At 73.2% G+C, this 13,742-nt stretch carries 17 protein-coding genes and 1 pseudogene; 10 read left to right on the plus strand and 8 right to left on the minus strand.

All coding sequences use genetic code 11. The features are described from left to right. Nucleotides 1–4: 4 nt before the first annotated feature. Genes ACFY8U_RS16105 through ACFY8U_RS16115 form a run of 3 tightly spaced genes read right to left on the minus strand, consistent with a single transcriptional unit; the run spans nt 5 to nt 1,768 of the window. Nucleotides 5–466, minus strand: coding sequence for a hypothetical protein (locus tag ACFY8U_RS16105; protein WP_389570361.1), 462 nt, complete (start codon nt 464–466; stop codon nt 5–7). Further along, nucleotides 463–897 carry a hypothetical protein gene (locus ACFY8U_RS16110; RefSeq protein WP_389570364.1) on the minus strand — a complete coding sequence of 145 codons (435 nt, stop codon included), beginning with the start codon at nt 895–897 and terminating at the stop codon, nt 463–465. Before ACFY8U_RS16110 ends, ACFY8U_RS16105 begins: the two co-directional genes overlap by 4 nt. A 37-nt stretch (nt 898–934) precedes the next feature. Next, complete coding sequence (locus tag ACFY8U_RS16115) at nt 935–1,768, minus strand: alpha/beta fold hydrolase (protein WP_389570367.1); 834 nt, start codon at nt 1,766–1,768, stop codon at nt 935–937. Between the two features lie 91 nt (nt 1,769–1,859). Between ACFY8U_RS16115 and ACFY8U_RS16120 the strand changes: the two are divergent. The 5 genes and pseudogenes from ACFY8U_RS16120 to ACFY8U_RS16140 all read left to right on the plus strand — a co-directional run bounded on the left by ACFY8U_RS16120 (nt 1,860) and on the right by ACFY8U_RS16140 (nt 6,082). Beyond that, nucleotides 1,860–3,196: pseudogene (locus ACFY8U_RS16120) on the plus strand (PLP-dependent aminotransferase family protein). Between the two features lie 16 nt (nt 3,197–3,212). Further along, complete coding sequence (locus ACFY8U_RS16125; RefSeq protein ID WP_389570939.1) at nt 3,213–3,686, plus strand: RrF2 family transcriptional regulator; 474 nt, start codon at nt 3,213–3,215, stop codon at nt 3,684–3,686. Between the two features lie 91 nt (nt 3,687–3,777). Then, nucleotides 3,778–5,067, plus strand: a complete 1,290-nt coding sequence (locus ACFY8U_RS16130; RefSeq protein WP_389570369.1) for an MFS transporter — start codon at nt 3,778–3,780, stop codon at nt 5,065–5,067. Continuing rightward, nucleotides 5,064–5,525 carry a RidA family protein gene (locus tag ACFY8U_RS16135; protein WP_389570371.1) on the plus strand — a complete coding sequence of 154 codons (462 nt, stop codon included), beginning with the start codon at nt 5,064–5,066 and terminating at the stop codon, nt 5,523–5,525. The genes ACFY8U_RS16130 and ACFY8U_RS16135 overlap by 4 nt, the downstream gene beginning before the upstream one ends. A 137-nt stretch (nt 5,526–5,662) precedes the next feature. After that, the gene (locus ACFY8U_RS16140) at nt 5,663–6,082 is read left to right on the plus strand and encodes a hypothetical protein (protein WP_389570372.1); all 420 of its coding nucleotides are present in this window, start codon (nt 5,663–5,665) and stop codon (nt 6,080–6,082) included. On the opposite strand, the gene ACFY8U_RS16145 is transcribed toward ACFY8U_RS16140, so the two are convergent. Beyond that, on the minus strand, nt 6,025–6,567 hold the full coding sequence (locus ACFY8U_RS16145; protein WP_389570375.1) for a hypothetical protein: 543 nt from the start codon (nt 6,565–6,567) through the stop codon (nt 6,025–6,027). The genes ACFY8U_RS16140 and ACFY8U_RS16145 overlap by 58 nt on opposite strands. A gap of 158 nt (nt 6,568–6,725) precedes the next feature. On the opposite strand from ACFY8U_RS16145, the gene ACFY8U_RS16150 reads away from it, so the two are divergent. Next, a complete protein-coding gene (locus ACFY8U_RS16150) occupies nt 6,726–7,694 on the plus strand; it encodes an ATP-binding cassette domain-containing protein (RefSeq protein ID WP_361600482.1) in 969 nt (322 codons plus the stop codon). Beyond that, nucleotides 7,691–8,557, plus strand: a complete 867-nt coding sequence (locus ACFY8U_RS16155) for an ABC transporter permease (RefSeq protein ID WP_389570378.1) — start codon at nt 7,691–7,693, stop codon at nt 8,555–8,557. The genes ACFY8U_RS16150 and ACFY8U_RS16155 overlap by 4 nt, the downstream gene beginning before the upstream one ends. Here ACFY8U_RS16155 and ACFY8U_RS16160 read toward each other — a convergent pair whose 3' ends face one another. Genes ACFY8U_RS16160 through ACFY8U_RS16175 form a run of 4 tightly spaced genes read right to left on the minus strand, consistent with a single transcriptional unit; the run spans nt 8,558 to nt 11,170 of the window. Then, entirely contained in the window at nt 8,558–8,929 is a 372-nt protein-coding gene (locus ACFY8U_RS16160; RefSeq protein ID WP_389570380.1) for a VOC family protein, read from the minus strand. It abuts the gene before it with no gap. 46 nt (nt 8,930–8,975) lie between these two features. Beyond that, complete coding sequence (locus ACFY8U_RS16165; RefSeq protein WP_389570383.1) at nt 8,976–9,398, minus strand: universal stress protein; 423 nt, start codon at nt 9,396–9,398, stop codon at nt 8,976–8,978. Nucleotides 9,399–9,448: 50 nt separating this feature from the next. Beyond that, nucleotides 9,449–10,075: an FMN reductase gene (locus ACFY8U_RS16170; protein WP_389570386.1), complete on the minus strand. Its 627-nt coding sequence runs from the start codon at nt 10,073–10,075 to the stop codon at nt 9,449–9,451. Nucleotides 10,076–10,078: 3 nt separating this feature from the next. Beyond that, complete coding sequence (locus ACFY8U_RS16175) at nt 10,079–11,170, minus strand: LLM class flavin-dependent oxidoreductase (protein ID WP_389570389.1); 1,092 nt, start codon at nt 11,168–11,170, stop codon at nt 10,079–10,081. 132 nt (nt 11,171–11,302) lie between these two features. Between ACFY8U_RS16175 and ACFY8U_RS16180 the strand changes: the two genes are divergently transcribed. The 3 genes from ACFY8U_RS16180 to cobM are packed head-to-tail and all read left to right on the plus strand — an operon-like array spanning nt 11,303 to nt 13,449. Continuing rightward, nucleotides 11,303–11,431: a DUF6126 family protein gene (locus ACFY8U_RS16180; protein WP_315893974.1), complete on the plus strand. Its 129-nt coding sequence runs from the start codon at nt 11,303–11,305 to the stop codon at nt 11,429–11,431. A gap of 33 nt (nt 11,432–11,464) precedes the next feature. Beyond that, the gene (gene cbiE, locus ACFY8U_RS16185) at nt 11,465–12,703 is read left to right on the plus strand and encodes a precorrin-6y C5,15-methyltransferase (decarboxylating) subunit CbiE (protein ID WP_389570392.1); all 1,239 of its coding nucleotides are present in this window, start codon (nt 11,465–11,467) and stop codon (nt 12,701–12,703) included. Next, a complete protein-coding gene (gene cobM, locus ACFY8U_RS16190) occupies nt 12,700–13,449 on the plus strand; it encodes a precorrin-4 C(11)-methyltransferase (protein ID WP_389570395.1) in 750 nt (249 codons plus the stop codon). The genes cbiE and cobM overlap by 4 nt, the downstream gene beginning before the upstream one ends. The last annotated feature ends 293 nt before the right edge of the window (nt 13,450–13,742 follow it).

Raw genomic sequence — 13,742 nt, forward strand, 5'->3', positions numbered from 1 at the left:
CCCGTCAGTGTCGCAGCGCCTGCTGGATCTCCGCCTTCGTCGCCCCCGAGAGGGTGCGATTGCTGCGCGCGGTACTGGTCTTGGACCCGGCCGGCTCCACGCCGTCGATGCTGACGACGACGGCGTCCAGCAGATTGCCGTCGCCGTCACGGAAATTGACCCGGACCGTGTAGTCGGCGTTCGAGTCCGTGGGGTTGGTGGCGGTGATCTCCGCGGTGGTCCGGTCGCCGTCCGTCCCCGTCGCGCCCGCCTTCACGTTGTCGGTGGCGTTCACCCCGTCCTTGACCTGGTTCATCTTCTCCTCGGCCGCCGAGGCGACCGCCGCCGTGGCGGAGGAGACGATGTCCTCGGCCGCCTGCCGGTCCTCGTCGGTGCAGCCGGTGACGCCCGTCATGACGACCGTGAGGAGCGCGGCGGCGCGGACGGCGCGGCTGCGGGTGCCGGCGCGGGCGCGTGTAGGGGTCACACCCTGTCCTTGCCGAAGGAGGTGTCGTCCGTGGCCAGCGCCCAGATCACGAAGATCGAGATGGCCATCGAGAACAGCGCCCACCAGGGGTGGTACGGCAGGAAGAGGAACTGGGCGATGACGTTCAGGGAGGCCAGGGTGATGCCGCCCATGCGACCCCACTCGGAGCCCTTGAGGATCCCGGCTCCGGAGACGGCGACGAGGATGCCGAGGACGATGTGGATCCAGCCCCAGCTGGTCAGGTCGAACTTGAAGACGTAGTCGCCGACGCGGGTGTAGACGTCGTCCTCGGCGACCGCGGCGATGCCCTGGAGGACGTCCAGGACGCCGATCACGAGCATCAGGACGCCGGCGAACAGGGTGCCGCTGGACGCCCAGGCGGAGCTGGAGGGGCTGCGGGGCGGACGAGGGGGTGCGGTGTGCTGGCTCATGGGCTCATCGTGCGGCGGCCGGTCCGGGAGCGACCGTTCAGCTGGGCCGTACGGGTGACGGCGCGGGAGCCTTGCCTCCCGCGCCGGTGCCTCGGAGCGCGCCGAGGAACGCGGCGAGCGCCGCGTCGAACTCCGCCGGTCGCTCCAGGTTCGGCATGTGCGCCGCCCGCTCGACGACCGCCAGCGTGGAGTGCGGCAGCGCCGCGTGCATCGCCTCCGCGTCCGACACGGGGGTGTACGCGTCGTCGCGGCCGACGACGACGAGCGCCGGAACGGAGACGGTGGTGAGGAGCTCGCGGTAGTCGGGCCGCTCGGCCCGGCCGCGCAGCGCCGCCGCCGCGCCCTCGGGATCGGTGGCGCACATCATCCGGTGGACGTGGGGCGCGGCGTGCGTGTTGTACGGGGCGACCATCCGGTCCAGAACCTCGTCGGCGTACCCCTTCATGCCGTCGCGGACCAGCCGGTCGGCCGTCTCGCTGCGGCCGGCCCTCCCCTCCTCGGTCTCGGCGGCGGGGAACGTGTCGGCGAGGACCAGGCCGCGGATCCGGCCGGGGAAGAGGCGGTAGCACTCCATGACGATCTGGCCGCCCATGGAGAGTCCGCCGAGGACGAACTCCTCGATGCCGAGGTGGTCGAGGAGCGCGGCGAGGTCCTCGGCGAAGGCGGAGAGCGGGGTGGTGCCGGGGACTACGGTGGTGGCACCGTAGCCGCGCAGATCGGGGGCCACGACCCGGTGCGTGGCCGAGAAGCGGTCGATCTGGGGCCGCCACATCGTGCGGTCGAAGGGGTGGCCGTGGACCAGGACGAGCGCGGGGCCCGTGCCCTCGTCCTCGTAGCCGATCGTCAGTCCGTCGATCTCTGCGGAAGCCATGGTCCGAGGCTAGGCAGCCCTCATCACTCGGTGCAATGACATCCTTTGCTCTCGGTGCAATGAGAGCGGGTGTGGCGAGGGAGAGGGGCCGATGGACGAGTACCGCCGGATCGCCGACCGGGTCGCGGAGCGGATCGCGGACGGGCGGCTGCGCCCCGGTGACCGGCTGCCGCCGCAGAGGGTGTTCGCCCGTCGGCACCGGATCGCCAACTCGACCGCGATCCGGGTGTACGGGGAGCTGGCGCGCCGGGGTCTGGTCGTTGGCGAGGTCGGGCGTGGCACGTTCGTACGGGCGGCTCCGCCGCCGCCCGGTGCCGCGCTCGCGCTCGCCGAGGCCACCGGGCACGCGCCGGTCGACCTCCAGCTCAACTACCCGGTGGTGGCCGGGCAGGCGGAGCTGATGGCGCGGGCGCTCACCTCCCTCGCCCGCGCCGACGTACTGGGCGAGGCGACGGGCCGTCCGGCGGCGGCCGTGGGGACGCCGGAGGCGCGCGCCGCCGCCGTCCGGGTCCTCGCGCGCCCGGGCTGGGAGCCCGACCCCGACCGGGTGCTCTTCGCGGGCAACGGCCGCCAGGCCATCGCGGCGGCGCTCGCCGCGCTCGTGCCGGCCGGGGGCAGGCTGGGGGTCGAGGAATTGACGTATCCGCTGGTCAGGGCGGTAGCGGAGCGGCTCGGGGTACGGCTGGTGCCGATCGCGCTCGACGGGGAGGGGATGCGGCCGGACGCGCTGGCGGAGGCGGTCCGCGCGGGATCGCTCTCCGCCGTGGCCAGCCCACCCTGCACAATCCGCTCTCCGTGACGGCGAGTTCGGCCCGCCGGGCCGAACTCGCGGGCGTGCTGCGAGAGTCGGGGCTGACCGCGATCGAGGACACCACCTGGGCGTTCCTGGTGCCGGACGCCCCGGCGCCGCTGGCCGCCCATGCCCCGGAGCGGGTGGTGCTCGTCGACAGCCTCTCCAAGCGCCTCGCGCCCGGGCTGACCGTCGGCCATCTGGTCGCGCCGGAGGGGCTGGTGGAGGACCTGGCGCGTGCGCTGCGCTCCGGTGCGTGGACGGCGGGCGGCCTGGCGCTCGCGGCGGCGACCCGGTGGGCGGCGGACGGCACGGTGACGGAGGTCGTGGCGGCGAAGCGCGCGGACGCGGCGGCCCGGCACGCGCTGGTGGAGCTTCATCTGGGCGCGTACGCGATCCGCACCTCGCCGCACGCGTACTACTGCTGGTGGAAGCTGCCGGCGCCCTGGCGGGCGGAGGCCTTCGTGGCCGCGGCGGCGGCGCGCGGGATCGCGCTGACGCCGGGCGCGGACTTCGCGACGGGCGGTCGCGGGGCGGCGGACGCCGTACGGGTCGGGCTCGCCTCGCCCCCGCTGCCCGTCTTGGACGACGCGCTGCGGCGGCTCGCCGGGCTTGCCTCGGAGATCCTGGATATCTAATATCCAGAACATGAGGATGAACGAGGGCGTGGAGTGGGCGCTGCACAGCTGCCTCAACCTGGCCTGGATCGGGCCGGAGCGGGCGGTGACGGCGGCTCGGCTCGCGGCCTATCACGAGCTGCCGGCCGCCTACCTCAACAAGCAGCTCCAGGCCCTCTCCAGGGCCGGGATCGTCAGCTCGGTCTCCGGGCCCAAGGGCGGCTTCCGGCTGGCCCGGCCGCTCGACCGGATCACCCTCATGGACGTCGTGGCGGCGATCGAGGGCCCGGAGGAGGCGTTCCGCTGCTCCGAGATCCGGCAGCAGGGGCCCGGCGCCGGTCCGGCCGGAGGGTACGCGGCCGAGTGCGCGATCGCGGGCGCGATGGGGGCGGCGGAGCTGGCCTGGCGGCGCGAGCTGGCGGCCCGCACCCTGGACGACGTACGGCAGCGGGCGGAGCTCCAGGCGCCCGCGGCGCCGGAGCGTATCCGGCACTGGTTCGCCAACGCCTGACGGGGTTGCCAGGCCGGTGGTCGACTCGGTGACCGGCCCGTATTCGACGCGCCCTCCCTGCGGGGAGGGCTTTTCAAGAGGGTTATTCTGGATGTTAGATATCCAGGTTGAAGGCTCGCGGCAGCGGGCGGGCTGGGCCCGGGTCGGGGCCGTCACGCTCGGCATCTTCACCGTGATGACGGCCGAGCTGCTGCCGGTCGGTCTGCTCACCCCGGTCGCGGCGGAGCTGAACGTGTCCCCCGGCACGGCGGGTCTGACGGTGACCGTCCCGGGCCTCGTGGCCGCCGTCTCCGCCCCGCTGATCGCCGTGCGGGCCGCCGGGGCCGACCGGCGCGCGGTCCTCGTCGTCCTGATGGCCCTCGTCGCCGCCGCGAACCTGGTGACCGCGGCCGCCGCCCACTTCGCGGTCGTCCTCGGCGCCCGGGTCCTGCTCGGTGTCGCCATCGGAGGCTTCTGGGCCCTCGCGGGCGGCCTGGCGCCCCGGCTCGTCCCTGCGGCCGACGTCGGGCGGGCCACCGCCGTGGTCTTCGGCGGGGTCTCGGCCGCCTCCGTGCTCGGCGTCCCGGCGGCCACCACGGCAGCGGAATGGACCGGCTGGCGAGGGGCGTTCGCGGGGGTGGGGGTGGTGGCGGTGGTGGCGACGGGGGCTCTGGTGTGGCTGCTGCCCCGCCTGCCGGGCGCGGGCACGGGCCCAGGTACCGGCACAGGTACCGCCCCAGGTACTGGTACTGGTACGGCCACGGGCTCAGGTGCCGGTACGGGGACGGGCTCAGGTGCCGGTACGGGCACGGGCTCAGGTGGGTTCGGCCCGCTGCTGCGGCTGCCGCGCGACAACGCGCGCGTGCGCACCGGGCTGCTGCTCACCCTCCTCCTCGTGACCGGCCACTTCCTCGCGTACTCCTTCGTCCGGCCCGTGCTCGCCGAGCACGTCGACGTCTCCGGGGAGCTCATCGGTGCGGTCCTCCTCGGGTACGGACTCGCGGGCGTGGCGGGGAACTTCCTCGCCGGCCCCGCGGCCGGCCGCTCCCCCCGCCGTACCCTCGCCGTCCTCTCCGCCGGCCTGACCGCCGCGCTCCTCGCGCTCGCCCTCGCCGGCTCCACGACCCCGGCCGGTGCCGGGCTGCTGCTCCTGTGGGGGCTCGCGTACGGAGGGGTCTCCGTCGGGCTGCAGTCCTGGTTCATGGCCGCCGCCCCCGAGGACGTGGAGACGGCGACCGGCCTCTACGTCAGCGTCTTCTGCCTCTCGATCGCGCTCGGCGCGCTTCTCGGCGGGCTGCTCGTCGACGCGACCACGCCCACCGCGCTGCTCTCCACGGGGGCCGCGCTCACCCTGGCCGCCTGCCTGGCGGCCGTACTCTCCGGAAGGAAGCACACCTCATGACCAGCACCGACACCACCGGCACCACGGGCACGACCGCCTCGACCGCCACCGGCGCCGACCAGCGCACGATCACCAACCCGGCCACGCTCCACGACCCGTCCCCCTTCGGCTACAGCCACGCCGTCTCCGCCCCCGGCGAGCTCGTCTTCATCGGCGGCCAGTACGCCTCCGACGAGACCGGCGCCCCCGTCCCCGGGGACTTCGCCGCCCAGGTCGAGCTGTCCTTCACCAACCTCCGCCGCGCGCTGGAGGGCGTGGGGCTCGCCTTCGACCACGTCGTACGCCTCGGTTCGTACATCGTCGATCACGATCTCGCGAAGCTGGAGGTGCTCGGCAAGGCGCTGAACGGCGCCTTCGGCGACCGGCTCCCCGCGCAGACGCTCAGCGGCGTCGCCGCGCTCGCGCTGCCCGGGATGCTCTTCGAGATCGACGCGGTCGCGGTACGGCCCGCGGGCTGACCCGGCCCGCGGCCTGGCCCGGCCCGCCCCGGCCACGTCCTTCCGGCCCCGCCGCCCCGCCCCGTCCGGTTGCGGCGGCGGGGGCTCCGGGTGTGCCCTAGAGGGTGCAGGGGGGCGAGAGTGAAGGAGCTCCTGCCATGGCCGCACACGCAGCGATGCCCGCCCGGAGGCATCCGAGTACACACGGCTGGGGTCTGCCCCTCACGCTGGGCTTCGCCTACGGCTTCTGGGCGGCGGCGATCGTCCGTGAAGGCGGCATCATCGACTGGGGCGAGGTCGTCCTCGGCATCGTGTCCGGAGCCGTGCTCGCCGGCGCCGTGTACGCGATGCGACGGTGGGGCCACGTCCTGCCGCGCGAAGTGCACGCGGCGGCCTGGGGCGTGCTCGCCGGCTGCGCCGTCGGCTTCCTCTTCAGCCTCTCGAACCCGAGCGTGCTCTCGGCCACCGTCCTCGGCCTGATCATCGGCGCCGGGACCACCATCGCCGCGTTCTACTGGCTCTACACGCACGAGGACGTCAAGGCCGTCGAGCGGGCCGTGGCACGACGGCGCCGGTAGGCGATCGCGACGGCGGCGAGCAGCGGGGCCCAGGCCGCCAGGGGCAGGTAGCAGACGAGGAACAGGGCCTGCTGGACCGCACCCTCGGTGTGCGTGCCGACGGCGTCCGCGGCGCCGATCCCGGCGACCGCCACGTACGTGAACCAGCCCGTCAGGGCGAAGAGGCCGAACGCCCCGCCCAGCGCGGCGGCGCTCGCGCCCCGAGCCGGGACGGGCCTCCCGCCCAGGAACGGCAGCCGTCGCGGGAACACCTCGCCCCACGAGCGGACCAGCCCGAGCGTGAGGAAGGCGAGCAGCTCGGCGACGACCGTCAGGACGATCTGGAACGTGTTCTGGGCGAGTCCCGGGTCGTCGACGCGGGCGACGGGCAGTCCCAGGGTCAGCGCGATCCGCCAGATCCCCGAGGGCAGGACGATCAGCGGTACGGCGTGGGCGGCGAGGTCGGCCCAACGGGGCACGCCGGGCAGGGACTTCATCTTCGGCATGACGTCAGCGTGCCGCCGGGACGGGGGCCGGGACGTCGGCTCGGCAGCCGTACCCTCTCCGCCGTACGGGGGAGATCGGGTCGTTCTCTGGCATCCGGGCCGGGTCCGTCGGAGACTGGGTGGGAGCGGAACGCATCCGGCAACCTGGAGGCACGCGCATGACCGACCTCGCCATCGAGACCGAGGGTCTGGTCAAGGTCTTCGGAACGAACCGTGCCGTCGACGGGATCGATCTGCGTGTCCCGACCGGCATCGTCTACGGCGTCCTCGGCCCCAACGGCGCGGGCAAGACCACGGCCGTCAGGATGCTCGCGACCCTGCTGAGACCCGACGAGGGGCGGGCCCGGGTCTTCGGCAAGGACGTCGTCAAGGACGCCGACACCGTGCGCGGCCGGGTCAGCCTCACCGGCCAGTACGCCTCCGTCGACGAGGACCTCACCGGCACCGAGAACCTGGTCCTGCTCGGCAGACTCCTCGGCCACAGCCGCCCTGCCGCCCGGGACCGCTCCGCGCAGCTGCTCGCCGCCTTCGGGCTCGCGGAGGCCGCCGACAAGCAGATCAAGAACTACTCGGGCGGCATGCGGCGCCGTATCGACATCGCCGCGTCCATCCTCAACACCCCCGACCTGCTCTTCCTCGACGAACCGACGACCGGACTCGACCCGCGCAGCCGCAACCAGGTGTGGAGCATCGTCCGCGCGGTCGTCGACCAGGGCACCACCGTCCTGCTCACCACCCAGTACCTGGACGAGGCGGACCAACTGGCCTCCCGTATCGCCGTCATCGATCACGGCAAGGTGATCGCGGAGGGCACCAAGGGCGAGTTGAAGGCCTCCGTGGGCTCGGGCTCCGTGCACGTACGGCTTCGGGACCCCGAGCAGCGCCCCGAGGCCGAGCGGGTCCTCCGGGACGCCCTGAAGGCCTCCGTCCAGCTCGACCCGGACCCGGTCGCGCTCACCGCCACCGTCGACGGCCACGGCACGGACCTCGGCGCCGCCGAGCAGGCCGCGCGGGCCCTGACGGAGCTGGCGCGGGCCGGGATCACGGTCGACAACTTCGGGCTCGGCCAGCCCAGCCTCGACGAGGTGTTCCTGGCGCTGACGGACAGGAAGGGAACGACGGCATGAGCACCGTCACCTCCGGCAAGGACGCACAGACCACCGACACCCTCGACTTCGTCGCCCCGAAGGCGGACGAACTCGCGGCGCTGCTCGTGGGCCGGTCCCGCCCGCCGCGCCCCAGCGCGCTCTCCGCCTCGATGACGTTCGGCTGGCGGGCCATGCTGAAGATCAAGCACGTGCCGGAGCAGCTGTTCGACGTGACGGCTTTCCCGATCATGATGGTGCTGATGTTCACGTACCTCTTCGGGGGCGCGCTGGCCGGCTCGGTCTCGGAGTACATCCAGTTCCTGCTGCCCGGCATCCTCGTGCTGAGCGTTGTGATGATCACGATGTACACCGGCATGTCGGTCAACACGGACATCGAGAAGGGCGTCTTCGACCGCTTCCGGACGCTGCCGATCTGGCGGCCCGCGCCGATGGTGGGCTATCTGCTCGGCGACATCGTGCGGTACGTCATCGCCTCCGCGGTCATGCTCACCGTCGGCATGATCATCGGCTACCGGCCGGCCGGCGGGGTGGTCGGCGTCCTGCTCGGGGTCGCGCTGCTGCTCGTGTTCTCGTTCGCCTTCTCGTGGATCTGGACCATGTTCGGGCTGCTGCTGCGCACCGAGAAGGCGGTCACGGGCGTCAGCATGATGGTGATCTTCCCGCTGACCTTCCTGTCCAGCGTCTTCGTCCTCCCGATGACCATGCCCGGCTGGCTCCAGGCCTTCGTGAACAACAACCCGGTGACACACCTGGCGGACGCGGTACGCGACTTGATGGCCGGGAACTGGCCGGCGGCGGACATCGCCTGGTCGCTCGGGTGGTCGGCGCTGTTCGTGATCGTCTTCGGCGCTGTCACCATGCGGCTCTACAACCGCACGTAGTCACTGCCCTCGCGGAGTGGTCTGCTGGACCGACCAGCGGTTGCCGTCGGGGTCGGCGAAGTACACGAACGAGCCCCACGGCTGGTCGTCGATGTCGGTGACCTCGACGCCGCGCCGCTTGAGGTCGGCGTGGGCCTCCTCGATGTCCGTGACGACGACCTGCATGTTGTCGAGTGAGCCCGGCTTCATCTGGGTGATGCCCTTGCCGAAGGCGATCGAACAGGCCGAGCCGGGCGGGGTCATCTGGACGAAGCGGATGTCGTCGCTGACGGGGAAGTCGTGGTCGAGGTGGAAGCCCACCTGCTCGTAGAAGGCCTTGGCCCGCTCGATGTCGGTGACGGGCACGCCGATCAGTTCCAGCTTGATGTCCATGACGGCATCATGCGCCCGCCGGGTCCCTGTCGCACGGGAAACCCGGTCAGTCGCCGCGGACCACGACCACCGGACACGGGGCGTGCTGGGCCACTCGCGTGGAGACCGAGCCCAGGACCGCCGCCTTGAAGCCCGCGTGGCCGCGGTCGCCGACCACCAGCAGGGACGCTCCCTCGGCCTGGTCGATCAGGGCCTGGGCCGGGTTGCCGCCGACGACCGTGCGGGTGACGGCGGCGGCGACGTCCGGGGGCAGGGCCTCGGTCAGGGACTCCTCCAGGATCTGGTGCGCGAGATGCTCCGGCTCGAAGTCCGGCGGCACCCCGGGCGCCGCCGACCAGGACGCCGGGTACTCCCATCCGATCACCGCGTGGAGCGTGTCCCCGGTGAGGGCGGCCTGCCCGGCCGCCCACCGCAGCGCCTTCTGGGACGGCTCCGAACCGTCGACGCCCACCACGATCCTGCCGGCCATGTCGATCTCCGCTCGTCGTACGGCACATCCGCCCCCAACGTAAGAGAGGATCAATCCAGGCGCAGGTCGGCGAGCTGCCGCTCGAACGGCACGACCTCCTCGTCGTCCGCGGCGCCCGCCGGGCCCCTGGCCGCGACCAGGTCGGCGAGTTCGTGGCCCGCCCGGGCGATCCGGGACGGCAGGCCGTCCGTGTACTCGTCGCCGCCCGAACCCCAGTCCTCCGACGCCGCGTAGACGGCCGTCGGGACGACCAGCGCCCGCAGATAGGCGAAGAGCGGGCGCAGCGCGTGGTCGAGGACGAGGGAGTGGCGGGCCGTGCCGCCGGTGGCGCCGACGAGCACCGGCCTGCCCGTGAGCGCGGCCGGGTCGATCAGGTCGAAGAAGGACTTGAACAGGCCGCTGTACGAGGCGGTGAAGACGGGGGTCACCGCGATCACCCCGTCGGCGCCAGTCACCGCGTCGATCGCCTCCTGGAGCTGCGCCGAGGGGAAGCCGGTGACGAAGTTCTTCGCGATGTCGACGGCGACGTCGCGCAGTTCGACGACGCGGACCTCGACGATGTACTCCTGCTCGGTCAGCCGCTCCTGGGCGGCCTTGGCGAGGCGGTCGGCGAGCAGCCGGGTGGAGGAGGGGCTGCTCAGCCCGGCCGACACGGCGACCAGCTTCAGGGTCTGCATGACTTACGCCTCCTGGTTCTGCGGGGCGGTGCGGGTGACGGCGGGGTGGAGCGGGGCGGTCTCCGGGACACCGGCCGGCCGCAGGTTGGCGAACTCCTTGCGCAGCACCGGGACGACCTCCTCGCCGAGGATGTCGAGCTGCTCGAGGACGGTCTTCAGCGGCAGGCCCGCGTGGTCGACCAGGAAGAGCTGGCGCTGGTAGTCGCCGACGTACTCCCGGAAGGACAGGGTGCGTTCGATGACCTCCTGCGGCGAGCCGACCGTGAGCGGGGTCTCGCGGCTGAACTCCTCCAGGGACGGGCCGTGGCCGTAGACCGGCGCGTTGTCGAAGTACGGGCGGAACTCCCGTACGGCGTCCTGGGAGTTCTTCCGCATGAAGACCTGACCGCCGAGGCCCACGACGGCCTGCTCGGCGGTGCCGTGGCCGTAGTGCGCGTACCGCTGCCGGTAGAGGCGGACCATCTTCTCGGTGTGCTGCTTGGGCCAGAAGATGTGGTTCGCGAAGAATCCGTCGCCGTAGTACGCGGCCTGCTCGGCGATCTCGGGGGAGCGGATGGAGCCGTGCCAGACGAACGGCGGGACGCCGTCGAGCGGGCGGGGCGTGGAGGTGAAGCCCTGGAGCGCGCTGCGGAACTTGCCTTCCCAGTCGACGACGTCCTCCCTCCACAGCCTGTGGAGGAGCGCGTAGTTCTCGATGGCGAGCGGGATGCCCTGGCGGATGTCCTGGCCGAACCACGGGTAGACCGGGCCGGTGTTGCCGCGGCCCATCATCAGGTCGACGCGGCCGTCGGCGAGGTGCTGGAGGGTGGCGTAGTCCTCGGCGATCTTCACCGGGTCGTTCGTGGTGATCAGCGTCGTGGACGTGGAGAGGATCAGCTTCTCGGTCCGCGCGGCGATGTGCCCGAGGAGGGTCGTCGGGGAGGACGGCACGAACGGCGGGTTGTGGTGCTCGCCGGTCGCGAAGACGTCGAGTCCGACCTCCTCCGCCTTCAGCGCGATGGCGACCGTGTTCTTGATCCGCTCGTGCTCGCCGGGGGTGCGGCCGGTCGTGGGGTCGGTCGTCACGTCACCGACGGTGAAGATCCCGAACTGCATCGTGCTCACCTCTCGCCTCGGGGGCTGTTGGTTGAATCGTAAACTATCTCCGCCAACGACGCGACCCCCTGCCCTATTCCCGGCCCCCTCGCGTCCCGTGCCGCCCCCGACCCGGCCCGTACGCTGGTGGGCATGTCCGACTACGAGCGCTGGAAGGAACGCGGCGTCGCCCTGCGCGTCTTCGTGTACGTCTTCGCCACGCACGCGTTCGCCGGCTTCGTGTGGCTCCTCTTCTACGTGGGCCAGAACGCCCAGAAGTAGGGGCCGGAGCGGGCTCCCGTAGAGTTCGGCGACGTGAGTACCGTTCCTCCAGCTGCGATATCGGTCGTCGGGATCGGCGCGGACGGCTGGGACGGCCTTCCCGCGCGCTCCCGCCGCGTCCTCGGTGCCGCCGAGGTCCTGATCGGCGGACCCCGACAGCTCGACCTGCTGCCCGCCGCCGAGTGCGCCGGTGAGCGGGTCGCCTGGCCGTCGCCGCTGCGGCCCGCCGTCGCCGGACTGCTCGCCGCCCACGAGGGGCGCTCCGTCGCCGTCCTCGCCAGCGGGGACCCGACCTTCTACGGGATCGGCCGCACGCTCGCCGAGACGGTGGGCGCCGAGCGCCTGCACGTCCTGCCGCACCCCTCATCCGTCTCGTACGCCTGCGCCCGCCTCGGCTGGGCCCTGGAAGCCGTGCAGACGGTCTCGCTGGTGGGACGCGCCCTCGCCGCGCTCTCCGCCTCCCTGCACCACGGCCGCCGGCTCCTCGTCCTGAGCGAGGGCGCCGGGACGCCCGGAGCGGTCGCGGCGCTGCTGCGGGAGAAGGGCTTCGGAGAGACCCGGATGCGGGTCCTGGAGCAGCTCGGATCCGAGCGCGAGCGGATCGTCGACGGCACCGCCGCGACCTGGCCGCACGAGCGGGTCGACCCCCTGAACGTGATCGCCCTCGACCTCGTACGGTCCCCCGGCGCGCTGCGGCTCGGCGCCGTACCCGGGCTGCCGGACGAGGCGTACGAGCACGACGGCCAGCTCACCAAGCGGTACGTGCGCGCGGCGACGCTCGCCGCACTCGCCCCCGCGCCGGGGGAGCTGCTGTGGGACATCGGCGGTGGTTCCGGCTCGATCGGCATCGAGTGGATGCGCACGGACCGGTCCTGCCGGGCCGTCGCCGTCGAGAAGGCCCCGGAGCGGGCCGCCCGGATCGAGCGCAACGCCGCCGCGCTGGGGGTCCCCGCGCTGCGGGTCGTCACCGCGGCCGCCCCCGGCGGTCTGGCCGGTCTGCCCACCCCCGACGCCGTGTTCGTCGGCGGCGGTCTGACGGCGCCGGGCCTGCTCGACGCCTGCTGGGACGCCCTGCCGGCGGGCGGCCGGCTGGTCGCCAACACCGTGACGTTGGAGTCCGAGGCGCTGCTCGCCCGGTGGTACGGCGAGTACGGCGGGGAGCTCGTCCGGCTCGCCGTCGCCCAGGCCGTTCCGGTGGGCGGCTTCACCGGCTGGCGCCAGGCGATGCCGGTCACGCAGTGGTCCGTAACGAAGGCAGGAGCTGGAGCATGACCGTCTACTTCATCGGCGCGGGGCCGGGCGCGGCCGACCTCATCACCCTGCGGGGCGCCCGCACCCTCGCCGCCTGCGGGGTCTGCCTGTACGCGGGCTCCCTGGTCCCGCGCGAGCTGCTCGCCGAGTGCCCGCCGGAGGCGCGGCTGGTCGACACGGCGGACCTGGACCTGGACCGGATCGTCGCCGAGATCGTCCGCGCCCACGAGGCCGGGCAGGACGTGGCGCGGCTCCACTCAGGCGACCCGTCCGTCTTCAGCGCGGTCGCCGAGCAGATGCGCCGGCTCGACGCGCTGGACATCCCGTACGAGGTCGTGCCGGGCGTGCCGGCGTTCGCCGCCGCCGCGGCCGCGCTCAAGCGTGAGCTCACGGTCCCGACCGTGGGCCAGACGGTCATCCTCACCCGCATCGCCCAGCAGGCCACCCCGATGCCGGAGGGCGAGGACCTGGCGACCCTGGGCCGCAGCGGCGCCCTCCTGGTGCTCCACCTGGCGGCCCGGTACGCCGACCGGGTGGTCGCCGAACTGCTCCCCCACTACGGCGCGGACTGCCCGGCCGCGGTCGTGGCGATGGCCAGCAGGCCGGACGAGATCGTGCTGCGGGGGACGCTGGAGGACATCGCGGCGCAGATGAAGGAGGCGGGGATCACGAAGACGGCGGTGATCCTGGTCGGCCGCACGCTGGCGGCCTCGCAGTTCCGCGACAGTCACCTCTACGACCCGGCACGCGAGCGGCACGTCTGCTGACGCCGGCAGGGCCGCGGGACGCGCCTTGACGCCTGGCGCCGTGGCGGGGGCAAGGCCGCGGGACGCACCGCCCCTGCGCCCGGCGCCGCGTCGGTGGGCCGGTGGGGCGGCCATGCACTCTGACGCGCCGGCGCCGTGACGGCGGGCAAGGGCGCGGGACGCGCCGCCCCCTGACGTGCCGGCGCCGTGTCGGTGGGCCGGTGGGCGGGCCATGCACCCTGACGTGCCCGGCGTGAGGAGGGCGCGCCCCTGAGGCGGCGCTGTTCTCCGACGCGTTCGGCGTCCGGGCGGCT

It is taken from the genome of Streptomyces sp. NPDC012508, assembly GCF_042902595.1.
Lineage (GTDB): Bacteria > Actinomycetota > Actinomycetes > Streptomycetales > Streptomycetaceae > Streptomyces.